The organism is Hydrogenophaga sp. T66, from assembly GCF_057219855.1.
This window is the reverse complement of record NZ_JBXVVX010000002.1, coordinates 601,817-625,501: the sequence shown is the minus strand read 5'-3', so window position 1 is coordinate 625,501 and position 23,685 is coordinate 601,817. Positions and strand designations below refer to the sequence as shown.

Genomic DNA, 23,685 nt, shown 5'->3' with positions numbered 1-23,685 from the left:
ATTTCACTATCCGTAATTTTCCGCGTCATTATCCGCGTGATTTCTCGCGGTCACGGGCGCCGCCGGCGGTGCCGGTGCGTCCCGGCATCCATTCCCCGCCCCAGGAGAGCAGCGACATGAAACTGGCGACCTACAAGGACGGATCGCGCGACGGCCAGCTGGTGGTCGTCTCGCGCGACCTGAGCACGGCCCATTATGCGACCGGCATCGCCCACAAGATGCAGCAGGCGCTGGACGACTGGAACTTCATCGCCCCGCAGTTGCAGGACCTCTACCAGACCCTGAACCACGGCAAGGCGCGCCACGCTTTTCCCTTCGACCCCGCGCTGTGCATGGCGCCCCTGCCGCGCGCCTACCAGTGGGCCGACGGCTCGGCCTACATCAACCACGTGGAGCTGGTGCGCGCGGCGCGCCAGAGCGAGGTTCCGGCCAGCTTCTACACCGACCCGCTGATGTACCAGGGGGGCAGCGACGACTTCATCGGGCCGTGCGACGACGTGGTCTGCCCCAGTGAAGCCTTCGGCATCGACTTCGAGGCCGAAATCGCCGTGGTCACCGGCGACGTGCCCATGGGCGCCACGCCCGACCAGGCGCTGGACGGCATCCGCCTGCTGATGCTGGCCAATGACGTGTCCCTGCGGCACCTGATCCCGGCCGAACTGGCCAAGGGTTTCGGCTTTTTCCAGAGCAAGCCCGCCACCGCGTTCAGCCCGGTCGCCGTCACGCCCGACGAGCTCGGTGATGCGTGGCAGGGCGGCCGCGTGCATCTCACGCTGCAGAGCACCTGGAACGGCCGCAAGGTGGGTCTGTGCGATGCCGGGCCCGAAATGACCTTCCACTTCGGCCAGTTGATCGCCCACATCGCCAAGACCCGCAACGTGCGCGCCGGCTCCATCGTCGGCAGCGGCACGGTCAGCAACAAGGCGGTGGAGGTCAACGGCCGCAAGGAATGGCCCAAGGGCTACAGCTGCATCGCCGAAAAGCGGGCGATCGAGACCATCCTCGACGGTCAGCCGTCCACCGACTTCATGAAGTTCGGCGACACCATCCGCATCGAGATGAAGGGCCGCGACGGCCAGAGCGTCTTCGGCGCCATCGACCAGAAGATCGCGCCGCTGGCGGCCTGACCGGGCAGGCCGGGCCGGCGCTCAGGAGGCGTAGACCGCGTCCAGCGACGCGAAGCCCTTGACCTCGATCGGGTTGCCGAAGGGGTCGCAGAAGAACATGGTCCATTGCTCGCCGGGCTGCCCGGCGAAGCGCACTTGCGGCGGGAGGATGAACTCCACCCCCGCGGACTGCAGCCGCCCAGCCAGCGCCTGCCAGGCCGGCAGCAGAAGCACCAGCCCGAAGTGCGGCATGGGCACGAGGTGATCCCCCACCCGGCCGGTGCGCGTGGTCACCCATGGCTGGCCGAGATGCAGCGAAATCTGGTGGCTGAAGAAGTCGAAATCCACCCAGGTCTCGGTGCTGCGCCCTTCGGCGCAGCCCAGCACGCCGCCGTAAAAGCGGCGGGCCTCGTCGAGATCGGTGACGTGGAACGCGAAATGGAACAGGCTGCGCGCGCGCAGGGGGGCGTCGGCAGCCGCAGCGGGCGTGGCGGCAGGGGTCATCCCCGGAGCATAGCCCCGCGCGGCCCGAAGCTCACTCGGTCGCGGCCTGGCAAGTCACGCAGCGCAGCGCTGTGGGCTGGGCGTGCAGCCGCGCGGTCGGTATCGACGCACCGCACTGCACGCACAGGCCATAGCTGCCGTCCGCGATGCGCTGCAGGGCGGCGCCGATCGCGTTGAGCTCGGCGGCTTCCCGTTCCTCCAGGGCCACGCCGAGGTCGAACTCCTCGTCGGCTTTGGCCCAGTCGTCGCTGGCCGTCGCGCGGGCGTCGGCCGCGGCTTCGGCGCGCCCGCGGGTGCCGCCGCGCTGCTGACGAATCCGCTCGATGAGCTCACGGCGCTGGGTGTGGAGCTGGGCGCTGAAGGTGTCGGAAATGGTGGCGTTCATGGGGTCTCCTGCAATGCCTGGATGCTGGACCTCACGCCCGGCCTGCGGCTTGATGCAGGTCAAGCACAATCCTCGGCGACAACCGGTAACACCCCAGCCCGGATACCTCGATTCCCACCAGGAGACCCGCATGACCGCCCCCGTCGACTACAGCCGCTATCAGACCCTGGAGATCACCCGCCGCGGACCGCTGGTGGGCGGTGTGCCCAGTGTGCTGGACATCCGCATGCGCGCCGATGGCCCGGGCGGCAACGGCAAGCTGCCCACCGCCGGCCACGAGGGGCACTGGGAACTCAGCGAGATCTGGCGCGATGTCGGCCGCGACGACAGCGTGCGCGCGGCCGTGCTGCGTGGCAGCGGCATGGGTTTTTCTGGCGGCGGCGACCTCGCGCTGGTGCAGGACATGGCCACGGACTTCGAGGTGCGCACCCGCGTGTGGAAGGAGGCCCGCGACCTCGTCTACAACGTGATCAACTGCGACAAACCCATCGTCAGCGCCTTGCACGGCCCGGCGGTGGGCGCTGGCCTCGTGGCGGGGCTGCTGGCCGACATCTCGATCGCCGCGCGCAGCGCCAAGATCGTGGACGGGCACACCCGGCTGGGCGTGGCCGCCGGTGACCACGCGGCGATCGTCTGGCCTTTGTTGTGTGGCATGGCCAAGGCCAAGTACTACCTGATGCTGTGCGACGCCGTCAGCGGCGAGGAAGCCGAGCGCATCGGGCTGGTGTCACTGGTGGTGGACGATGAGCAGCTCCTGTCCAAAGCCTACGAAGTGGCCGACCGCCTGGCCAGCGGCAGCGCCACCGCCATCCGCTGGACGAAGTACTCGCTCAACAACTGGCTGCGCCAGGCCGGCCCCGCGTTTGACACCTCGCTGGCCCTCGAATTCATGGGCTTTGCCGGGCCCGATGTGCGCGAAGGTGTGGCATCCTTGCGCGAGCGGCGCGCGCCGCGTTACGGGGTCGACGGCTGATCCCGGCCGTGCGCCCGGGAGACAGCGGCCATGAGCGACACATCCACGGGCGGTTTCGGCAAATTTGTGCCGGGCTTTGATTTCCTGCAGAACCTGGCCACGCAGGCCGCCGGCGGCATCGCGCAAGGCCTCGGCCAGAACATCCCGCAGCTGCCCAACCTGAGCCACTGGGTCGCGCCGACCTTCAATGTGGAGGAGCTCGAGAAACGCATCGAGGAGCTCAAGGCGGTGCATTTCTGGCTCGACCAGAACACCAAGGCCCTGAGCGCCACGATCCAGGCGCTGGAGGTCCAGAAGATGACCCTGGCCACGCTCAAGACCATGAACTTCAGCATGGGCGATGTGGCCAACGCGCTCAAGCTCAAGGCCGCCGACAGCCTGTCCGCCTTCACCCCACCGTCGCCGCCGGCGCCCGAACCCGCTGCGGCCACGCCCGTGGCGGCCCCGGAACCCGCACCCCGGCGTCGCGCGTCGCCGGCGAAGAAAGCCGCGGCGCCGGCCTCTGGCGTGGTGGACCCGATGCAGTGGTGGGGCGCGCTGACGCAGCAGTTCCAGCAGATCGCCAGCCAGGCGGTCAAGGACGTCGCCAAGCAAACCACGCTGGAGACCACGCGGCAGGTCGCGGCGGGTCTCACCGATCAGGCCGTGAAAGCCGCGGCGCGCACGGCGCGCGGCGCGGGCCGCGCGGTGGGCCGCGCCGTGACGCCCAAGACCGCGTCCGCCACCAAGACCGCTTCGGCACCGCGCAAGTCCGCGGCGAAGTCCCCCCGTTCACCGCGCCGATGAAAACCTTCCCCCACGCCCACGCCACCCACCCGCAGTGGCGCATGGCGGCCGCGTTGGTGCTGGCGCAGTTGCGCGCCCACATGGCCCTGCCCGATCACGCGACCCAGCCGTCGCTGGGCCTGCTCTACCTGACCGACCATTTCGCCGACGAGGCGCGCGACATCCTGGACCACCTCGCCGCGGAACTGCCGGGCGTGACCGACTGGGCCGGTACCGTGGGAGTGGGCATTGCGGCCACCGGCGCCGAGTACATCGACGAACCCGCCATGGCGGTCATGTTGTGCGACCTGTCGCCGTCCCAGTACCGCGTGTTCAGTGGTGTGGCGCCGTTGTCCGCCAGCGGCCGGGCCGACAGCGGCGACGGGTTTGCTGCCCACACCGCCCTGGTCCACGCCGACCCGCAGACGCCGGAGCTGGCCGACCTGATCGCCGAAATGGCCGATCGCACGCACAGCGGCTACCTGTTTGGGGGCCTGTGCAGCAGCCGCGGCACGTCGGTCCAGTTCGCTCTCACCAGCCATGTCCGCGTGAGCGGCCAGGCCAGTCATCCCGGTGTGTTCCACGGCGGCCTCAGCGGCGTGGCCTTTGCCGAGAGCGCGGGGGTGTTGTCGCGCGTGACGCAGGGCGCGCAGCCCGTGGGCGCGCTTCGCACGGTGACCGCCGCCGACGGCAACCTCGTGCTCAGCCTGGATGGCGAGCCGGCGCTGGATGTCTTGCTCCGGGAGCGCGTGATCTCGCTGGACCAGCCGGAGCAGGCCATGCCGCGGCTGCGCAGCACGCTGGTGGGCATCACCCGCGACGCCGACGCGCGCGCCTCCGCGCGCGGTCCGCGCCCGCGCGCGCAGTTCGGCGACGAGGTGCTCGTGCGTCACCTGATCGGTCTCGATCCGGTGCGCCGGGGCGTGGCGATCGCCGACCTCGCGCCCGAAGGATCGCGGCTGGCGTTCTGCGAGCGCCACGTGAATGCCGCGCGGGCCGATCTGGTGCGTGTGTGCACCGAGCTGCGCGAAGAACTGGAGGCCGCCGGCGTTGATCTGGTGGGCGGCGCGACCGACGCCGACGCCGCCGAGGACGGGCTTGGCGCGCGCCGGGCGGTGGGCGCCATCTACGTCAGCTGCGCCGGCCGCGGCGGCCCGCACTTTGGACACCCGGGCGCAGAGCTGCAGATCGTGCGCCGCGCGCTGGGCGATGTGCCGCTGGTGGGGTTTTTTGCCGCCGGCGAAATCGGCCACCACCGGCTGTATGGCTACACCGGCGTGCTGACGGTGTTCACCGCCGCGGCCTGACCGCGGAGCGGGTGCGTCAGCCGCCCGCCGGCCGCAGGCGCCGCGCCTGTTCGGGCGTGAGTCCGTGGGCGTCGGCAAACGCGGCCACGCTCAGCCCGCTGGCCTCGAACGCACGCCGCAGCGCCGCGTCCCGCGCGCGCTGTGCCACCGCCCATTCCACCGCGTCGCGCGTCAACGCGTTGATGCCTTCGTCCCGACCAGCGACCAGCGCGAGGTAGCTCTCCGGCCCCAGCCCACTGTCTTCAAAGGCGCGTGCGATGCGCTCGCGCAGGCGCTGCGGGCTGTGGCGCGGATCGCGTCCCTGGCGGCGGCGATGCACTTCCACCAGCGCGTGGTGCCGCTGCTCGGGCGCCACCGGCTCGACCGGCGTGCCGTCCAGGCCGTGGCGGGGCTGGCCGGACGCCACCGCCGCGAGATAGCGGCTGGAGCGCGTGTGCAGCGCCATCGCCGCCTTCAGCGCCTCGGGCGGCAGGGCCTCGGGATGGGCGGCCACGAGATCCTCAAACACCCCGCGCTTCAGGGGCTTGGGCGTTTCACCGAAAAGGCCCGGGTACAGGCCCGCCAGCGTGTCGAGCAAGGGGTGGTGGCGGGCGGGCTTGGCGGCGCGCGCCGGGGCAGAGGTGGCGGGTTCGGTCATGGTGAGCAGGGGATTGGGGCCGTCATCATGCCAGCGCGCTCAAGGCACCTCCTGGAGGATGCGCAGGATGTCGTTGGGGGAGACGGGTTTGTGCAGGAGGGGCCAGCCGAGGGCGGCGGTGTGTGCGATGCGCTGTGGGGAGGTGTCGCCGGTGAGGATGTAGGTGGGCACGGGGCGCTGCAGGCAGGCGTGCACGGCCTCGATGGCCTGCACGGCGGTGGTGTTGGCGCCCAGGCGGTAGTCGGAGATGAGCAGGTCGATCTCGTGGGCGTGGGCGATGGCGTGCACGACGGCCTCATCGGCGCTGGCGGCGCACCAGACGCGGTGGCCCCAGGTGGAGAGCAGGCGCTGCATGGCGTAGAGCACGGCGTCCTCGTCGTCGATGACGAGCACGCCCAGGCGGCGCGGGGCGGTGGTGGCCGGCGGGTCGGCGGTGTCCTGTGGGGGCGGGGCGGCCACGGGCGCAGCAGGCGGGGGTTGCTGGGGTTGTTCGTGGGGCGGCAGCAGCGGCACGCTGATGGCAAAGACCGAACCGCGCCCGGGAGCCGATCGCAGGTGCAGCGGCGCGCCGAGCAGCTGCGCGGAGCGCTGCACGATGGACAGGCCCAGGCCCAGGCCGTGGGTGTCGTGGTGCTGGGCTGGCTGGGACTCGACCTGATAGAACTCGTTGAAGATGGCCTGCTGCTGGGCGGGCTCGATGCCGATGCCGCTGTCGCGGACCTGGATGCACAGCCGGTTGCCGCGCACGCGCGGGGCGATCATGACGGCGCCGCGGGGGGTGTAGCGGATGGCGTTGGCCAGGAGGTTGGCCAGGATGCGGCGCAGCACGGTGGGGTCGGTGTGGACCCAGTGGGTGGTGGGGGCGATGCGCAGGCGCAGGCCCTTCTCGCGGGCCAGGGCGGCGAAGTCGCGGGCGAGGTCGTCGAGCAGCGGGGCCACGGCGGTGGGCTGGGGGTGGATGTCCACGGCGTTGGCGTCCAGGCGAGAGACGTCCAGCAGCATGTTGAGCAGCTGACCCAGGCCGTCCAGGGAGGACTGCATGCGCAGGACGATCTCGGCCAGTTCGGTGCGGGGCACGCTGGGGCCCTGGGCCATGGTGCGCAGGGCGGAGAGGAACAGGCCCAGGGCGTGGATGGGTTGGCGCAGGTCGTGGCTGGCGGCGGCGAGGAAGACGGACTTGGCGTGGTCGGCGGCTTCGGCGCGGTCTTTCTGGCGGCGCAGGCTCTCGATGAGTTCGTCGATGCGTTGCTGGGCGGCCTGGCGGTCGCGCACGTCGCGGATGACGGCCATGCGCAGGCGCTGGCCGTGGCGCAGCAGGCTGCGCGAGCTGATCTCCACGGGGATGCGCTGGCCGTGGGCGTTGAGCACGGTGCCGCGCAGCATGGCGTCGGCGTGGGAGGCGATGAGCTGGCGGGCGGTGTCGCGCAGTTCGCTCGGGGTGAAGTCCAGCACGGACAACCCGCGCAGCGCGTCGAGTTCCACGCCCAGCAGCGCGCAGGCCGCCGGGTTGGCGTCGGTGATGACCCCTTCGCGGTGAAACACCACCCCCTCCGCGCTGGCCTGCAGAAACGTCAGCAGCCGCTCTTCGGAGGCCTCCAGGGCCTGTTCGATCCGATAGCGCGCCGTGAGGTCCTGGTTCATCGAGGCCGCACCCACCGTGTTGCCCTGTTCATCGAACACCGGAAACACCACGCTGCGGATCCATCGCGTGCCTTCTGCGCCAGGATGGCTGCGGTCCAGCGTGGTGGTGCGACCCTGGCGCAAGGCGTGCTCGCGCAGAGCCGTCAGCAGCGGGTCGCCCCGACCGACGATGTCGTCGGCAGACTGCCCCGCCATGCGCGCCGGCGTCAGCCCGAAGAGTTCCGCGTACGGGCCGTTGGCGTACACGCAGCGCAGCGATTGATCAAAGAGCGCGACCATCAACGGCAGCCGGTCGAGCAGGCGCGCGGCTTCGCCTTCGGCCGACGCGCCGTCCAGCGCGACCAACTGGCAGAAATGCGCCTGCGCGTGGTCGAGCCAGTGCAGCGCGAGGCGCCAGCGCGCGCCGTCCCGGCCTCGCAGGCTCAGGTGGCCTGCGCGCGGCGTGCGCAGGGCCGCGTCCAGCGCCCGGTTCGACGCTTCGTCGAGCCCGTCCGTCCACGGTGTGGGCATCTCCCGGGCCAGCCGCGGGCTGACGCCGACCCAGCGCGCGTCGTGCCACACCGCCACCCGGCCGGGGTGATCATCGACCCGGGGCCATGCCAGCGCGCTCAAGGCACCTCCTGGAGGATGCGCAGGATGTCGTTGGGGGAGACGGGTTTGTGCAGGAGGGGCCAGCCGAGGGCGGCGGTGTGTGCGATGCGCTGTGGGGAGGTGTCGCCGGTGAGGATGTAGGTGGGCACGGGGCGCTGCAGGCAGGCGTGCACGGCCTCGATGGCCTGCACGGCGGTGGTGTTGGCGCCCAGGCGGTAGTCGGAGATGAGCAGGTCGATCTCGTGGGCGTGGGCGATGGCGTGCACGACGGCCTCATCGGCGCTGGCGGCGCACCAGACGCGGTGGCCCCAGGTGGAGAGCAGGCGCTGCATGGCGTAGAGCACGGCGTCCTCGTCGTCGATGACGAGCACGCCCAGGCGGCGCGGGGCGGTGGTGGCCGGCGGGTCGGCGGTGTCCTGTGGGGGCGGGGCGGCCACGGGCGCAGCAGGCGGGGGTTGCTGGGGTTGTTCGTGGGGCGGCAGCAGCGGCACGCTGATGGCAAAGACCGAACCGCGCCCGGGAGCCGATCGCAGGTGCAGCGGCGCGCCGAGCAGCTGCGCGGAGCGCTGCACGATGGACAGGCCCAGGCCCAGGCCGTGGGTGTCGTGGTGCTGGGCTGGCTGGGACTCGACCTGATAGAACTCGTTGAAGATGGCCTGCTGCTGGGCGGGCTCGATGCCGATGCCGCTGTCGCGGACCTGGATGCACAGCCGGTTGCCGCGCACGCGCGGGGCGATCATGACGGCGCCGCGGGGGGTGTAGCGGATGGCGTTGGCCAGGAGGTTGGCCAGGATGCGGCGCAGCACGGTGGGGTCGGTGTGGACCCAGTGGGTGGTGGGGGCGATGCGCAGGCGCAGGCCCTTCTCGCGGGCCAGGGCGGCGAAGTCGCGGGCGAGGTCGTCGAGCAGCGGGGCCACGGCGGTGGGCTGGGGGTGGATGTCCACGGCGTTGGCGTCCAGGCGAGAGACGTCCAGCAGCATGTTGAGCAGCTGACCCAGGCCGTCCAGGGAGGACTGCATGCGCAGGACGATCTCGGCCAGTTCGGTGCGGGGCACGCTGGGGCCCTGGGCCATGGTGCGCAGGGCGGAGAGGAACAGGCCCAGGGCGTGGATGGGTTGGCGCAGGTCGTGGCTGGCGGCGGCGAGGAAGACGGACTTGGCGTGGTCGGCGGCTTCGGCGCGGTCTTTCTGGCGGCGCAGGCTCTCGATGAGTTCGTCGATGCGTTGCTGGGCGGCCTGGCGGTCGCGCACGTCGCGGATGACGGCCATGCGCAGGCGCTGGCCGTGGCGCAGCAGGCTGCGCGAGCTGATCTCCACGGGGATGCGCTGGCCGTGGGCGTTGAGCACGGTGCCGCGCAGCATGGCGTCGGCGTGGGAGGCGATGAGCTGGCGGGCGGTGTCGCGCAGTTCGCTCGGGGTGAAGTCCAGCACGGACAACCCGCGCAGCGCGTCGAGTTCCACGCCCAGCAGCGCGCAGGCCGCCGGGTTGGCGTCGGTGATGACCCCTTCGCGGTGAAACACCACCCCCTCCGCGCTGGCCTGCAGAAACGTCAGCAGCCGCTCTTCGGAGGCACGCAGGGCGGCATCTGCCAGACGGCGCTCGGTGATGTCGGTCATCAGCAACCGCACGTCTTGCCCACCAACGCCCGCGTCCCTACCGGGCAGCAGGGTGGCGTCGAAGCTGCGCGGCCGGCCGTCGGGGTTGGCGGATTCGTGCACCGCCGTGACCACAGCCGACCCGCCGTGACGTGTCCGCTCCCACAGCGCCAGCAGGGCGGCCGGCAGAAACTCTTCCACCGGGCGACCCACGACCGCCGCGCCGCCCGCCACATCGCCCCCAACGAAGGCCACGAAAGCCCGGTTGGCGACGATACAGCGACCCTCGGGCGATACGTCGAACCAGGCCACCGGCGCCGGCAGCTGTGCCAGCAGGGTTGCCGCATCGGGTGGGCTGGTGTCTGCCGCGTCGATTTCCGCCAGGTCAATCACCCAGCCGCGCTCGACATCGCTCCACCAGGCGTTCCCGGTCCAGTGGACGTCGACTCCCCAGCGATCGGTCAAGGTGATCCGCCCTTGCGCATCCTCGCCCGCGCGCAGGCCCCGCAACCAACCCGGCAGGCGCTGCGTCACCCCTGGCATGCGGCCACCTGTCCAACCCATGCGCTCGCGCAACATTTCGCTGGCCACGCCGCCACTGTGCGCTTCATCGACACACAGCGCCCACCCCGGCAAGTCCGTCGTGGCCTCAGACTTTGGTGGGTTCATGGCGTCTCGGCCCGAGGGTGAACGACCGGTGCTTGGGCGCCACCCACCACCCAGACCTCGCGAAATAATGCGCTTGCATTATTGAGAGCCGACCGGGCTGCCACAACACTTCACCCTGTTTCAAGCAGCACCGGGGATCGAAATGATGCAAGCGTCGCAGGCCGTGGACCGCAGCCCTCATGAAGGGCGTTGGACGCTCGTCAGCACGGCCCCTGCGCCGTTGTCGCCGGCAACGAACCGTCTCACGGCCGAGGCCCCCCGCATGGTGGGCCTTGATCTCGACGAGGTGCGCGCGCATGTGGGGCGCTGGGCGGCGTCTCAGCCACAGCACCGGGCGCAAGACTTGGGCCAGGCGGCCGTGCGCGCAGCGATCGACGTGCATGCCGCCCGCCACCGTCTCGCGCTGGCACTCGACACCCAGCAGGCGATCGACGAAATCCGCAGCCTGATGATCGGGCGGTCCCAGGGGCCGGCGCCGCGCGACACCGGCGAACCCGATGCCATCACGCCGCTGGACACGTGTCGAGCGGGCTTTGCGCAGGAGGTGAACGCCGCGGTCTTGGCCTGGCGCCGGGCCGGGCAGGCCTTTTCGCGCGCCGCTCGGCTGCTGCCCACCCAGTTGTCGTCGGCCTTGCCCGTCCCCCAGCCCCAGAGCCACCCGGGGAGCGATGCGACCGCCTGCCGGCGACTGCATGCGCAATGGCAACAGGCCCGCGAGATTCACCGCGCTGCGCTCGAGGTTGCCCGGGGCGTCGGCCTGGCGTCGGTGGTGCGGCCGCGTTCGCTGCAGGCGCGCGCTGAAACCCGACTCGATGCTTACCAGACCGGCTGCCGGTTGATCGAGGCCGAGCGCGCCTGGTTGCTGGCCGCCTTCGGTGGTGACCCGGGCATGCATTGAGCGCTGCCCAAACCAGCGCAAAGACCACGCACCCTGCGTCGCGGGTTCGCCCGGTGAGTTGACCTTTGCGCCATGGGCGCGCAACGCCGACCGCCGTGGCCGTGTGCGCGCGTATTTCTGTCCCTTGGGATCGTGATCGCTTGTCACGCGCCTGTGCGCTTTGGCCCCGTTGCGTTCCGCGGCCGGCCGTGTTCTTGGGTCGGGGGTGTGCTCGGGGGCGTCGGTCAACGACCGACATGGTTTGGCCGTGCAGGCCATGATGAATCGGGCCGTGGCGAGGGCGCCTTGCCCGCGCCTGCCTGAGCCCCCGTTCAGTGAACGGTGTTCTGAAATTCGTCGATGCCGGCCGGAGACCGGAACCACAGACCGCTGAAGCCGCTGTATCGCAGCAGGTTGCTCTGGCGCACGCGACGGTCGATCCGTTTTTCGATCATCGGCATGCGGGACAGCATCTCGATGACCAGGGGATCCCAGCGGACCACTTTCACGAAACCGGCGTACACGTCCAGCCCGGCCGGGTTCACGCCGACCGGCCGCACGCTGACCCGGATCTGGTCGTTGGCCACGCCCATGATCACGAAGCACTCCATGATGAGCGTCTCGTAGTCCTCCGAGATCGAGCTCGGGATCATTTCGGAGTCGATGTGATCCTGGGTGGGCATGGTTTCGTCGTCTTTGCGACCCAGTTTCTTGATCACGCCTTGTCTCAGAGTGTCGATTTTCATGGGTAGGCCGGCGCGTGGTCGTTGGCGGAGAGGGCAAGCCAGCAGGCGGTTTCGGCCGCGGTGCTTGGCTGACGAGGAATTCTCGATGGCCGCTCGCGGCGCGCCCATAATGCATGCGTAGTAGCGTCCGCCGAACGGCGCACCGTGGGCCCATTTAGCGCAGCAGGCCCGTGTTTGGCGCGGTGGCCAGACCGCTCTGGACGGCGTAATTTGTCACGTCCGCTGCGTTGTGCAGGCCGAGCTTGAGCATCACGTTCTGGCGGTGTTTGCGTGCGGTCAGCACACTGATGTGCAACTCGGCGGCGATCTCGGGGTTGGTCCGTCCGGCCGCGATCAAGCGAACGATCTGCTGCTCGCGGTGCGTGAGCAACGGCGCGAGCCCTGTGCCGTGGTCGGGCTGCCGCTGCCCGGCGCCCGCGATGGCCTCGGTCACTTGCTTGCTCATGAAGCGCCGACCGGCCAGCACGGCGTGAATCCCGTGAAGAAGTTCGGCGCCATCGCCGTGCTTGAGGACGAACCCGTTGACGCCGGCCGCGAACGCCTGCGTCACCGATCCGGGATACACGTTGCCCGTCACCACCATGATGTGGGTGGCGGGGGAATGGCGTCGCACCGACTGCGCCACTTCGATGCCCGACCGGTCTTGCAGGGCGAGGTCCAGCAGCAGCAGGTCCGGTTGAAGTGTGCGCGCCAGGTCAATCGCTTCACTGCCCAGCCCGGTTTCGGCTACCACGCTGAAACCGCCGGCGCTCGCCAGCAACAGGCTCAAACCCTGGCGCACCAGGGCGTGGTCTTCCGCCACGATGACACGGACCATGACACCCCCAGACAGTTGTCACCGAAAAGTGTTCAGTCGGGCCAGTGTAGCGCGCCTGGGGCCGCGAAAGGCATAAAAAAACCGCGCCGGGGCGCGGTCGGGTGCTGTGCAGCCGCCTGGCTCAGAACGGGATGTCGTCGTCCATGTCGTCGAAGCCGCTCGGCGCGCGCGAGGGTGCCGGCGCGGCCGGGGCCGGCCGGGGGGCGGCTGCGCGGGGGGCGGCCGGGGCACGGCTGTAGCCGCCGCCACCGCCGCCACCGTCTTCCGACGGCCCGCCCATGCCCTCACGGCCGCCGAGCAGTTGGAGTTCGGTGGCGATGATGTCCACCGTGTTGCGCTCGACGCCGGCCTGGTCGGTGTACTTGCCGTACTTCAGGCGGCCTTCCACGTAGACCGGCCGCCCCTTCTTGACGTACTCGCCGGCGATCTCGGCCAGGCGGTCGTAGAACGTGACGCGGTGCCACTGGGTGTCTTCCACCATCTCGCCGCTGTTCTTGTCCTTGCGGCGGGTTGAGGTGGCCACGCTCACGTTGGCCACCGCCTGACCGGAGGGCAGGTAACGGATTTCGGGGTCGCGGCCGCAGTTGCCGACGAGGATGACTTTGTTGACGGAGGCCATGGTGAGGGATCCTGGTGGTCCGGAGACGGGGCGCCGCAGCGCCGTAAAGCGGTGCGGCATTGTGCCGCATCCGACCGTCGGGACCGCGCCGTTCGACGCCTCAGGGGCGCGGCGAGGCGCGTTCGGCGCTCATGGGCCAGGCCACCACCAGCCACAGCGCCACGGCCAGTGCGCTGGCGGTGAAGATGCCGGTGCTGCCCCAGGTCTTGGCGATCACCCCGCCGACGCTGCCGCCGGTGAAGATGCCCAGCGACATCAGGGTGTTGTAGACCCCCAGCGCCGCGCCGCGCTGGTGGGGTGCGGCCAGCCGCGACGCCAGGCTGGGTTGGCTGGCTTCCTGGGTGTTGAAGCCCACGAAATACAGCGTGAGCAGCAGGCCCACGCCGAGCAGCGACGGCGCGGCCGCGCTGCCGAGGAAGCCCAGCTGCACCACCGCGATCAGCGCGATCGAACCGAGGTAGACCGCCCGGAAATGACCCTGCCGCTCCAGGCGGAACAACAGCCCGCCAATCACGAGCAGCGAGCCCAGCACCGCCGGCAGGTACACCTGCCAGTGAGACGCGGTGGCCACGCCGGCGCGTTCCAGCAGTCCGGGCACCGCCATCCACATGGCGATCTGCACGGCATGCAGCACAAACACGCCCACGTCCACCCGCCGCAGTTCCGGGTCCCGCAGCACCTCGGCCAGCCGACCGCGTCCCGGGGCGGTGGGCAGGGGTGGCTCGGGCGGCACCACCCAGGCGACCACCGCCATGCCGGTGATCGCCAGCGCGGCGGTGAGCGCAAACAGGCCCGAGAGGCCGATGTGAGTGACCAGCACTGGCGAGAGCACCAGCGACAGCGCAAACATCATGGCGATGCTGATGCCCACCAGCGCCATCGCCTTGGTGCGCACCGCGTCGCGGGTCTGGTCGGCCAGCAGGGCGGTCACGGCGGCGGAAATCGCGCCCCCACCCTGCAGGGCGCGGCCCACGACCAGCCAGCCCATCGTGGGCGCCCAGGCCGCTACCGTGCTGCCGATGGCGAACAAGGCCAGCCCGGCGATGATCACCGGCTTGCGGCCGAGCCGGTCCGAGGCCATGCCCAGCGGAACCTGGAGCAACGCTTGCGTGAGCCCGTAGATGCCCATGGCCAGCCCGACCAGCGCCGGGTTGTCGCCACCGGGGTAGTGGCGCGCCTGCAGCGCAAACACCGGCAGCACCAGAAACAGGCCGAGCATGCGCAGCGCGTAGATCGACGCGAGTGCGCCGCTGGCGCGCCGTTCGTCGGGCGTCATGCGGGCGTCAAGATCGGGCGGGCGGGGGGTGGTCAACGGAGCGGCGGGCACGGCGGCGGGGGGTGAGTCGGTATTGTCGGCGATCCGGTTCGGGCGGCCGGGGGCGGGACGCGCGAAACCCCGCCGCGCCGTATCATGCCGGGTTGCCCTGAATTCGCCCGCCGCGCCGTGAACCCCGAACCGCCTGACCACCTGCTGCCCGCCGACGCGGTGCCCGAGCCGCGCGAGCCTCACCGGGGTGAGCGTCATCTGGGCGATGTATTGCGCCAGCGGCGCGACCTGATCGCGGTGCGGGGCGCACGCACGCACAACCTGCGCAACATCGACCTCGACATCCCCAAGCACGCTCTGGTGGTGATCACCGGTCTGAGCGGTTCGGGCAAGTCGAGCCTGGCCTTCGACACGCTGTACGCCGAGGGGCAGCGCCGTTATGTGGAGAGTCTGTCGGCCTACGCGCGGCAGTTCCTGCAGCTCATGGACAAGCCCGATGTGGACCTGATCGAGGGCTTGTCCCCGGCGATTGCCATCGAGCAGAAGGCCACCAGCCACAACCCGCGGTCCACCGTCGGCACGGTCACCGAGATCCACGATTACCTGCGGCTGCTGTTCGCCCGCGCCGGCGCGCCGCACTGCCCCGACCACGATCTGCCGCTGGCGGCGCAGAGCGTGGCGCAGATGGTCGACAGCGTGCTGGCGCTGCCCGAAGACACCAAACTCATGATCCTCGCGCCGGTGGCGCGCGAACGCAAGGGCGAGTTCGCCGAGTTGCTGGCCGACATGCAGGCGCAGGGATATGTGCGCTTTCGCATCGACGGCGCGGTGGTGGAAGCCGACGCGCTGCCCCACCTGCGCAAGAACGACCGCCACGACATCGACGTGGTGATCGACCGTGTGAAGGTCCGCCGCGACGCCGGCGACGGCCCGCACCCGCTGCGCCAGCGCCTGGCCGAGAGTTTCGAGGCCGCCCTGCGTCTGGCCGATGGCCGCGCACTCACGCTCGACATGGACAGCGGCGCCGAGCAGGGCTACTCGGCCCGCTTCGCCTGCCCGCGCTGCACCTACACCGTGGGTGAGCTGGAGCCGCGCCTGTTCTCGTTCAACTCGCCGGTCGGTGCCTGCACCACCTGCGACGGCCTGGGCCACACCGAGTTCTTCGATCCCGAGCGCGTGGTGGCCTTTCCCAGCCTGAGCCTGGCCAGCGGCGCCATCAAGGGCTGGGACCGGCGCAACGGCCACTACTTTTCGCTCGTCGAGAGTCTCGCGGCTCACGCCGGTTTCGATGCCGAAGCGCCGTGGGAGTCGTTGCCGGAGGCCGTGCGCACGCTCCTGTTGTATGGCTCCGGCCAGGAGGACATCCGCTTCAGCTACCCGCTGGATGGCGCGGGCGACAAGCCCGGCCGGCGGGTGACCAAGAAACACCCCTTCGAGGGCATCATCCCCAACCTGGAGCGGCGCTTTCGTGAAACCGACAGCGCTCTCGTGCGCGAGGAGCTGGCCCGCTACCGCGCCACGCGGCCGTGCCCGGCCTGTGGCGGCGCGCGCCTGCGTCGCGAGGCCCGCCACGTCTTCATCGGCGAGGGCGACGCGCGACGCGACATCCACGCCATCGGCCAGATCACGCTGGGCGAGGCGCAGGCCTATTTCGACGCGCTGCACCTGCCCGGCGCGCGGGGCGACATTGCCGCCCGCGTGATCCACGAAATCCGCCAGCGCCTGCGCTTCCTCAACGACGTCGGCCTCAACTACCTCAGCCTCGCCCGCAGCGCCGACACCCTCTCCGGCGGCGAAGCCCAGCGCATCCGCCTGGCCAGCCAGATCGGCAGCGGCCTGACCGGCGTGATGTACGTGCTCGACGAGCCCAGCATCGGCCTGCACCAGCGCGACAACGACCGCCTCATCGCCACGCTGCAGCACCTGCGCGACCTCGGCAACACGGTCCTCGTCGTTGAACACGACGAAGACATGATCCGCACCGCCGACCACGTGATCGACATGGGGCCGGGTGCCGGCGTGCACGGCGGCCGCGTGATGGCCCAGGGCAGCTGCGCGCAGGTCATGGCCACGCCCGGCTCGGTCACCGGCCAGTACCTCAGTGGTGCGCGCGCCATTCCCGTGCCGGCGCGGCGCACGCCCTGGCTGCCCGCCGCCGCGGCGCCAGCGCCCGCCGCATCCCCGGCATCGCCCCCCGCTGCCCGCCCGCGGTTTCCCTCGGCTGCACCGCGCCCCGTGGCCCCGCCCGCCGGCGCCCGGCAGGCCATCCGCGTCGTGGGCGCGCGCGGCCACAGCCTGAAAAACGTGTCGGTCGATTTCCCGGTCGGCCTGCTCACGTGTGTCACCGGCGTGTCGGGCTCCGGCAAATCCACCCTCGTCAACGACACGCTCTACGCTGCCGTGGCCCGCACGCTCTACCGCGCCCACGAGGAGCCCGCGCCCCACGACGCGATCGAGGGCCTGGAGCACATCGACAAGGTCATCAACGTCGACCAGTCACCCATCGGCCGCACGCCGCGCAGCAACCCCGCCACCTACACCGGCCTGTTCACCGGCATCCGTGAACTCATGGCCGAGGTGCCTGCGGCGCGCGAGCGCGGTTACGGTCCGGGCCGCTTCTCCTTCAACGTCGCCGGCGGCCGCTGCGAGGCCTGCCAGGGCGATGGCGTGGTGAAGGTCGAGATGCATTTCCTGCCCGACGTGTACGTGCCCTGCGAGGTGTGCGGCGGCGCGCGCTACAACCGCGAAACCCTGGAGATCCTCTACAAGGGCCGCAACATCGCGCAGATTCTCGACATGACGGTCGAGCAGGCCTTCGACTTCTTCAGCGCCGTGCCCACGCTGCGCCGCAAACTGCAGACCCTGCTCGATGTCGGCCTGTCCTACATCACGCTCGGCCAGAGCGCGACCACGCTCTCCGGCGGCGAAGCGCAGCGCGTCAAACTCGCGCAGGAGCTCTCCAAGCGCGACACCGGCCGCACGCTCTACATCCTCGACGAGCCCACCACCGGACTGCACTTCGCCGACATCGAGCTGCTGCTCAAGGTGCTGCACCAGCTGCGCGACGCGGGCAACACCATCGTGGTGATCGAGCACAACCTCGACGTCATCAAGACCGCCGACTGGCTGATCGACATGGGCCCCGAGGGCGGCAGCGGCGGTGGCACGGTGGTGGCGCAAGGCACGCCGGAAGACGTGGCGGCTCACCCGGCCAGCCACACCGGCCGCTACCTCGCGCGGCTGCTGCCCGGGGGAGCGTCGGCCGACCGCGCCGCTCAGTGGCTGCGGTAGGCCAGGCCGACGGACGCGCCGAACACCGTGCGCCGCGTGGTCAGCGGGCTGCGGGCGGCGTCGCCTTGCAGCTGCAGGGCGCTCACGCCCCCGTAGGCCACCCAGTGGGTGCCCAGGGCGCTGGTCAGGCGCCAGCCGATCGAGGCCGTGTCCAGGCCGCTGCCGGGCGCGAAGGCGGGCAGGCCGGTGGCGGCCGCGTCGGCCGTGGCGATGCCATAGTGGGTGCGGGCGTAGGTGCCGTTGGTCCAGCCCAGGCCGAGTGACAGGTCCCAGTGTGTCTGGTCGGACAGCGGGTGGCGGTAGTTCACGCCGCCATCCAGCCGCAGGCCGCCGTCGCGGCCCAGCAGGTCTTGCGAGGCGCGCACGCTGGCGCTCCAGCGCGGGCTGAGATCGGTGGCCGCGGTGAGGCGGCCGCGCAGCGTGGTTCGCACGTCGGGCAGGCCGCGGTAGACCGGGTCGCGGTCCCAGTCGCGTCCTTCGTCGATGGACAGGGAGGTGCTCAGCGTCCAGCGGTCGCCGCTGCGCAGCTCGGTGCTCACGCCGCTGTCGATGCTGCGCCGACCGTGGTTGAGCAGCGCGGTCGCGCCGCTGCTGGCCACCCGGAACCGCCCCAGCTGGAAGGCCCAGATCGGGCGCAGGCGCAGCGTCTGGTCGCTGGTGCCCAGCGGGTCGCGGCTGCTGTGGAGGCTGGCGCCGAGGAGGTAGTCGCGGCTCTGCGCGAGTGCGGGTTCGTCGGCGAGGGCGGCTCCGGCCGCCAGGGCCAGGCCGGTCAGGACGAGAAGCCGGGGTGTCATGCGACGGAGGTCAGAGGCGGCCGAGGTCTTCGATCGCGTCGATGACCATGCTGGTGCCCACGGCGATCAGCAGGATGTCGGCGGCCACGCGCACGTACTTGTAGCCCGCCGGCGGTGTGCCCAGGCGCACCGACACGTGGCTTGGCACGGGGTAGTACACCACGTCCGGCGGCAGCGCATAGCCGCGGCGCCAGGCCTTGGCCTGACCGGGCGGGAGGCAGCCGTTGTTTTTCTTGGCCAGGCCCGGCGGGCACTTGCCGCTGCGGAACTGCGGCTCGTAGTAGTCCACCGCGGCGCGGCGCTGGCTGTCGTTGAAATAGCCGCCGATCTGGATGTTGACCGACACGCCGCTGCGGTCGCCGCCGCGCTCATAGCGGTCGCCGCCGGAGCGCTCGTAGCGGTCATCGCGGTCGTGTTTGTCCCGTTTGTCGTGTTTGTCGTGTTTCTCCCCCTTGCCGCCTTTCTGGTGCTTGGGGTGGTCGTCGGCCCAGTCGGGTTTTCCGGCCAGGGCGGGGGCGGCTGCCCAGGACAGGGCGGCGAGCAGGGCGGTGGTGGCGAGCAGGGGGCGGGCGTTCATGGGCATTCCTGACGTAAGCGGTGGCAGTGGCGCACGGCCCCGATTGTGCGCGGCTCGTGCGGGGCCGGCACGTTACCGAATGTCAGGCGGTGGTACTCCCCCCTTGAACGGCCGGGTGGCAGACTCGGGCCATGGCCACCGAAACCGAACTCAAGCTCACCGTGCATCCGCAAGACCGCGTGCGCCTGCTGCGCCACCCGACGTTGGCGTGCCCGGCGGGGCCGGCGCAGCGTCTGGCCAACACGTATTTCGACACCGCGACGCTGGCGTTGCAGGCGCGCCGCGTGGCGGTGCGCGAGCGGCGGGTGGACGGCCAGACCTTGCTGACGGTCAAGACCGCCGGCACCACGGTCGGCGGCCTGTCGCGCCGTGGCGAATGGGAGGGGCCCACGCGGCCTGGGGCCTTCGACTTCGCCGCGCTGGTTGACGATGCCGCGCTGGCGGAGGAACTCGGCCGCCTGGCCTGGCAGCTGGTGCCCGTGTTCCACACCGACTTTGTGCGCCACCGCTGGGTGGTGGATCACGCGGGCGCGCGCATCGAGGTGGCGCTCGACCAGGGCTGGATCCGCAGTGGCGAGGCGCTGCGCGAACCGATTCTGGAACTCGAACTGGAACTGCTCGACGGCCCGGTGGCCGCGTTGTTTGACCTCGCCCACACGCTGGCGCTGGGTCCGGCGGGCGATGCGGCGCGCGGGCTGCGGCTGATGCCGGCGGTGACCAGCAAGGCCGAGCGCGGGTTTGCGCTGTTCACCGGGGGGCGTGCGGCGCCGGTGCGCGCGGGCGCCGTGGTCTTGCGCGACGGCCAGACACCGCGCGAGGCCTGGTGCGACGCCACCTTCGCGGCGCTCGGGCAGTGGCAGGCCAACCGCGTCGGCATCGCCGGGCCCGCGCTCGGTGCGGATGGCTGGCCCGACCCGGAGTTTGTGCATCAGGGCCGGGTGGCGCTGCGCCGCTTGCGCAGCGGATTGCGGCTGTTCGAGCCCTTCCTGCCGGAGCGTTTTGTGCGGCACTGGAGCGCGGTCTGGGGGGAGCTGGCCCGCGCGCTGGGGCCGGCGCGCGAGGCCGATGTGCTCGCCACCGACACCCTGGCACCCCGCTGGGCCGGCCTGCCCGGCGCCGACGCGCTGCAGGCCCGGCTCGACGCCCAGCGCCGCGCCGCCCACGCTGGCGCGGCCGCCGCCGTGTCGGGCGCCGCCCACGCGCTGGCGCTGCTCGCGCAGTCCCATGCCGCACTCAGCTTGCCACCCGGGCCGGCGGCGCCGGGGGGTCTGGCGCGGTGGGCGCGCCGCACCGTGCGGGCCCAGGCGGCCTCGGTGCAGCGGCGCGCGCGGCAGGCGCTGCACGTCGGGCCCGACGGTCGCCACGCGCTGCGCCTGGCGGTCAAGCGCCTGCGCTACGGACAGCAGTTCCTGGCCGCGCTGCTGCCCGAGCGGCTGGCCGATGCCGGCCCGTGGGTGGAGGCTCAGGCGCTGCTGGGGGAACTCAACGACATCGACGGCGCCCTCCGGTGGCTCGGCGCGGTGCCCGAGGGCTTGGCGCCGGAGGCGGTGGCGGCGCTGCGCGCGGCGTTGCTGGCCGATCAGGCCGAGCGTCTGGCGCGCTTGCCGGCCCTCGCGCGCACCCTGGCGCGCGCGCACCGCGACTGACGCGCCGCGACCGGCGCGCCGGCGCGAGGGCGCCGTGGCTCAGGTCGCCAGCGCCGATGGCCGGGCCGCGACCCGGTCGCGCCAGGCCTGCAGGGCGCTCAGCCCGGCGTCGGCCGGGCGGAACTTGGCCAGCCGGCCGAATTCCACCGTGCAAAACGCCGTGATGTCCGCGATGGTGAAGCGCTCGCCCGCCACCCACGGCTGGCGCGCGAGCGTCTCGTCCAGCCAGCGCAGGCCATCCAGGGCCTTGTCGCGCTGCGACGCGCCGAAGTCCGGGAATTGCGGTTGTTCCAGCACCGCCAGCCCGGGGTGCGTGTGGCGGATGGCCTGCGCCAGCGGCAGCATCACGTACCACTCCACCCGACGGTCGGCCATCTCGATGAAGGCGGCTTCGTCCGCGCCGTCACCCATCAGGTTGGGCGTCGGCCAGCGGCCTTCCAGCCAGGCGCAGATCGCGCGGGTTTCGCCGAGCGCGCGGCCGTCGTCGAGTTCGAGCACCGGGATGCGCGAGAGCGGGCTCTTGGCGCGAAACGCCGGGTCGCGGTGGGCGTGGGCATTGATGTCCACCGGCACTTCCTCGATGCCGGTGATCCCCTTCTCGGCGATGAACATCTGCACCCGCCGCGGGTTGGGCGCGCGCGGCGCCATGTACAGCCGCATCACACGCCTCCCGCCCGGCTCTGGCCGGTTTCCACCAGGCGCCGCGCTTCCTCGGCGAAACGCTGCGCGGCCGGGTCGCCATCGCGCGTGAGATCGATCTTCGACGGGGGCGCCTCGATGCCGCGCTGCACCGCCGGCCGTGCCCGGATCGCATCGCGCCAGCGGCGCAGGTGCGGCAGGTCGTCGATCTCCACACCGGACCAGCGGTGCGTGCGCACCCAGGCCCAGGTGGCGATGTCGGCGATCGAGTAGTCGCCGGCGAGGTATTCGTGGTCTTTCAGCTGGCCATCCAGCACGCGGAACAGCCGCCGCGTTTCGCCCTGGTAGCGGTCGATCGCGGCCGGAATCTTCTCGGGAAAGTAGCGGAAAAACACATTCGCCTGGCCCATCATCGGTCCCACGCCGCCCATCTGGAACATCAGCCACTGCAGCACCCGCGAGCGCCCGCGCGGATCGGCGGGCATCAGGCGGCCGGTTTTTTCGGCGAGGTAGATGAGGATCGCGCCCGACTCGAACACCGCGAAGTCCTCGGCCCCGCGGTCGACGATGGCCGGGATGCGCCCGTTGGGGTTGATGGCCAGAAAGCCAGGCTGCTTCTGTTCGCCCGCGCCGAGGTCAAGCACCTTGAGCGTGTAGGGCAGGCCCAGCTCCTCGAGCGCAATCGAGACTTTGTGGCCGTTGGGCGTGGCGGCGGTGTAGAGGTCGATCATGGGCCCATGGTAGGCGGGCGGCGCGGGACCACGCTGTCGCCTGGGCTACGCGCGCCGTGCGGCGCCGCGTCAGGCCATGAAGCCGAGATCCACCGGGTAGTCGGTGCCGCCGAAGTTGCCGATGTAGGGCAGGATCTGTCCCAGCTCGCCGGCCTCCACGCCGAACCAGCGCGCCAGCGTGGCCGCGTACTGGTCGACCGAGGTACTGGGCAGCAGGCGGCCCTGGCCGACGTGCCACTGGTCAAAGGCGTCGGTGGTGCTGTTGGTCACACTCACCGGCGGCACGCGGCCGTAGAAGGCGGCGCCGCGCACCGCACCACCAACGACGAGGTGGTGGGCACCCCAGCCGTGGTCGGAGCCGTCGCCGTTGGAGGACAGCGTGCGGCCGAAGTCGGACGCGGTGAACGCCGTGACCTTGTCGGCCACGCCGAGCTGCACCGTGGCTTCATAGAAGGCCGTGAGTGCACTGCTCAGCCGGTCCATCAGCGTGGCCTGGCCGCTGATCAGGTTGTCGTGGAGGTCGAAACCACCCATCGACACGAAGAAAACCTGCCGTTTGGTGCCCAGCGTGTCGCGCGCGGCGATCAGGCGCGCCACCAGCCGCAGCTGGCTGGCCAGGCTGTTGTTGGTGGTTGGGAAGGTGTTGAAGGGCGCATTGGTCGCGGGGAAGGCGTTGAGCGCGTTGGTGATGGCGCCCTCGGTGGCGAAGGCGCGGGCGGTGACGAGGTTGTATTCGTTCTCCAGCGCATGGCCGCGCGACTGCAGGGCGAGCTGCAACATCGCCGCGCGCACCTGCGCCGAGCCGTAGACGTTGTTGTTCAGCGCGTTGATGCGCACCGCGCCGTTGCTGCTGACCTGGTAGCTCAGCGCCTGATCGCCGGAGAGAAACACGGTGTTGCCCGCCACCGAAATGCAGGTCAGCACGTTGTTGGGGTTGTTGCTGCTGCGGGCAAGATCGCCGATGTGACCGCCCCAGCCGGTGGTGGCGCCCTCGGGAGCGGACGTCATCCACACCGATTGCTGGTCGTTGTGGGAGAACAGCTTGGGCGGCAGCGGCACGCTGCGTGCGTTGTACTGCTGGCGCGTGGTGGGCACCACCAGCGGGCCCACGTTGAGCTGCACCGCGGCACGGCCGGCGTTGAACAGCCCGGCCAGTCCGGTCATGGACGGATGCAGCGCGTACTGCACCCCGCCGGGCAGGGGCACGGTCGGGTTCAGGGCGGTGGCGGTCAGGCTGGCGCGCGGCAGCGCGATGCTGGTCCGGATGGTGTTGTACTGCCCGTGGGTGGTCGGGTCGTAGTTGATCACCGTGTTGGCATGGTCGTTGCCACCGAAGAGGAACACGCAGACCAGCGCCTTGTAGTCGGTGGCGTTGAAGGCCGCGGCCTCGCCGAGGGCAGCGAGATTCATCACGGTGGGCAGGGCGGCGCCGGTGAAGGCGAGCTGTCCGGCGCGGCGCAGGAAGGCGCGGCGGTTGTGGCGATCGGTTTGCAGCAGGTGCATGGAGG

General features: G+C 71.0%; 21 protein-coding genes. 7 read left to right on the top strand and 14 right to left on the bottom strand.

What is annotated here, in order from left to right; translation table 11 throughout:
• Positions 1 to 116 precede the first annotated feature (116 nt).
• Entirely contained in the window at positions 117 to 1,127 is a 1,011-nt protein-coding gene (locus AC2D80_RS11925; RefSeq protein WP_484633233.1) for a fumarylacetoacetate hydrolase family protein, read from the top strand.
• Between the two features lie 21 nt (positions 1,128 to 1,148).
• Here the strand turns inward: AC2D80_RS11925 and AC2D80_RS11920 are convergent, their stop codons facing one another.
• The gene (locus tag AC2D80_RS11920) at positions 1,149 to 1,610 is read right to left on the bottom strand and encodes a VOC family protein (protein WP_484633232.1); all 462 of its coding nucleotides are present in this window, start codon (positions 1,608 to 1,610) and stop codon (positions 1,149 to 1,151) included.
• Between the two features lie 31 nt (positions 1,611 to 1,641).
• Entirely contained in the window at positions 1,642 to 1,995 is a 354-nt protein-coding gene (locus AC2D80_RS11915; protein WP_484633231.1) for a TraR/DksA family transcriptional regulator, read from the bottom strand.
• A 130-nt stretch (positions 1,996 to 2,125) separates the two neighbouring features.
• Here AC2D80_RS11915 and AC2D80_RS11910 point away from each other — a divergent pair, with 130 nt between their 5' ends.
• From AC2D80_RS11910 to AC2D80_RS11900, 3 genes are read left to right on the top strand one after another with little or no spacing between them, the layout of a single operon-like run.
• Entirely contained in the window at positions 2,126 to 2,968 is an 843-nt protein-coding gene (locus tag AC2D80_RS11910) for an enoyl-CoA hydratase/isomerase family protein (RefSeq protein ID WP_484633230.1), read from the top strand.
• A 30-nt stretch (positions 2,969 to 2,998) separates the two neighbouring features.
• A complete protein-coding gene (locus AC2D80_RS11905) occupies positions 2,999 to 3,754 on the top strand; it encodes a PhaM family polyhydroxyalkanoate granule multifunctional regulatory protein (protein ID WP_484633229.1) in 756 nt (251 codons plus the stop codon).
• The gene (locus AC2D80_RS11900; RefSeq protein WP_484633228.1) at positions 3,751 to 5,040 is read left to right on the top strand and encodes an FIST signal transduction protein; all 1,290 of its coding nucleotides are present in this window, start codon (positions 3,751 to 3,753) and stop codon (positions 5,038 to 5,040) included. Before AC2D80_RS11905 ends, AC2D80_RS11900 begins: the two co-directional genes overlap by 4 nt.
• 16 nt (positions 5,041 to 5,056) lie before the next feature.
• Here AC2D80_RS11900 and AC2D80_RS11895 read toward each other — a convergent pair whose 3' ends face one another.
• From AC2D80_RS11895 to AC2D80_RS11885, 3 genes are read right to left on the bottom strand one after another with little or no spacing between them, the layout of a single operon-like run.
• Positions 5,057 to 5,677 carry a ProQ/FinO family protein gene (locus AC2D80_RS11895; protein WP_484633227.1) on the bottom strand — a complete coding sequence of 207 codons (621 nt, stop codon included), beginning with the start codon at positions 5,675 to 5,677 and terminating at the stop codon, positions 5,057 to 5,059.
• A gap of 39 nt (positions 5,678 to 5,716) precedes the next feature.
• Entirely contained in the window at positions 5,717 to 7,930 is a 2,214-nt protein-coding gene (locus AC2D80_RS11890; protein ID WP_484633226.1) for a hybrid sensor histidine kinase/response regulator, read from the bottom strand.
• Positions 7,927 to 10,173, bottom strand: a complete 2,247-nt coding sequence (locus AC2D80_RS11885; protein WP_484633225.1) for a hybrid sensor histidine kinase/response regulator — start codon at positions 10,171 to 10,173, stop codon at positions 7,927 to 7,929. The genes AC2D80_RS11890 and AC2D80_RS11885 overlap by 4 nt, the downstream gene beginning before the upstream one ends.
• A gap of 145 nt (positions 10,174 to 10,318) precedes the next feature.
• On the opposite strand from AC2D80_RS11885, the gene AC2D80_RS11880 reads away from it, so the two are divergent.
• Positions 10,319 to 11,071 (top strand): hypothetical protein, encoded by a 753-nt coding sequence (locus AC2D80_RS11880; protein ID WP_484633224.1) that lies wholly within the window; start codon positions 10,319 to 10,321, stop codon positions 11,069 to 11,071.
• 311 nt (positions 11,072 to 11,382) lie between these two features.
• On the opposite strand, the gene AC2D80_RS11875 is transcribed toward AC2D80_RS11880, so the two are convergent.
• The 4 genes from AC2D80_RS11875 to AC2D80_RS11860 form a co-directional block, all read right to left on the bottom strand.
• Positions 11,383 to 11,796 (bottom strand): hypothetical protein, encoded by a 414-nt coding sequence (locus tag AC2D80_RS11875; protein ID WP_484633223.1) that lies wholly within the window; start codon positions 11,794 to 11,796, stop codon positions 11,383 to 11,385.
• 154 nt (positions 11,797 to 11,950) lie between these two features.
• Complete coding sequence (locus tag AC2D80_RS11870; protein WP_484633222.1) at positions 11,951 to 12,613, bottom strand: response regulator; 663 nt, start codon at positions 12,611 to 12,613, stop codon at positions 11,951 to 11,953.
• A gap of 121 nt (positions 12,614 to 12,734) precedes the next feature.
• On the bottom strand, positions 12,735 to 13,232 hold the full coding sequence (gene ssb, locus AC2D80_RS11865; protein ID WP_484633221.1) for a single-stranded DNA-binding protein: 498 nt from the start codon (positions 13,230 to 13,232) through the stop codon (positions 12,735 to 12,737).
• A 100-nt stretch (positions 13,233 to 13,332) separates the two neighbouring features.
• Entirely contained in the window at positions 13,333 to 14,508 is a 1,176-nt protein-coding gene (locus AC2D80_RS11860; RefSeq protein WP_484633220.1) for an MFS transporter, read from the bottom strand.
• 135 nt (positions 14,509 to 14,643) lie between these two features.
• Here AC2D80_RS11860 and uvrA point away from each other — a divergent pair, with 135 nt between their 5' ends.
• Positions 14,644 to 17,790 (top strand): excinuclease ABC subunit UvrA, encoded by a 3,147-nt coding sequence (gene uvrA, locus AC2D80_RS11855; RefSeq protein ID WP_484633219.1) that lies wholly within the window; start codon positions 14,644 to 14,646, stop codon positions 17,788 to 17,790.
• Here uvrA and AC2D80_RS11850 read toward each other — a convergent pair.
• Complete coding sequence (locus AC2D80_RS11850) at positions 17,775 to 18,584, bottom strand: MipA/OmpV family protein (RefSeq protein WP_484633218.1); 810 nt, start codon at positions 18,582 to 18,584, stop codon at positions 17,775 to 17,777. The genes uvrA and AC2D80_RS11850 overlap by 16 nt on opposite strands.
• Positions 18,585 to 18,594: 10 nt before the next feature.
• Positions 18,595 to 19,161, bottom strand: a complete 567-nt coding sequence (locus AC2D80_RS11845) for a hypothetical protein (protein WP_484633217.1) — start codon at positions 19,159 to 19,161, stop codon at positions 18,595 to 18,597.
• Positions 19,162 to 19,292: 131 nt separating this feature from the next.
• Here AC2D80_RS11845 and AC2D80_RS11840 point away from each other — a divergent pair, with 131 nt between their 5' ends.
• Entirely contained in the window at positions 19,293 to 20,807 is a 1,515-nt protein-coding gene (locus AC2D80_RS11840; protein ID WP_484633216.1) for a CYTH and CHAD domain-containing protein, read from the top strand.
• A gap of 39 nt (positions 20,808 to 20,846) precedes the next feature.
• On the opposite strand, the gene AC2D80_RS11835 is transcribed toward AC2D80_RS11840, so the two are convergent.
• The 3 genes from AC2D80_RS11835 to AC2D80_RS11825 all read right to left on the bottom strand — a co-directional run bounded on the left by AC2D80_RS11835 (position 20,847) and on the right by AC2D80_RS11825 (position 23,680).
• Entirely contained in the window at positions 20,847 to 21,467 is a 621-nt protein-coding gene (locus AC2D80_RS11835) for a glutathione S-transferase family protein (RefSeq protein WP_484633215.1), read from the bottom strand.
• Positions 21,467 to 22,177, bottom strand: a complete 711-nt coding sequence (locus tag AC2D80_RS11830; RefSeq protein WP_484633214.1) for a glutathione S-transferase family protein — start codon at positions 22,175 to 22,177, stop codon at positions 21,467 to 21,469. Before AC2D80_RS11830 ends, AC2D80_RS11835 begins: the two co-directional genes overlap by 1 nt.
• Positions 22,178 to 22,246: 69 nt before the next feature.
• Entirely contained in the window at positions 22,247 to 23,680 is a 1,434-nt protein-coding gene (locus AC2D80_RS11825; protein WP_484633213.1) for a DUF1501 domain-containing protein, read from the bottom strand.
• Positions 23,681 to 23,685 lie beyond the last annotated feature (5 nt).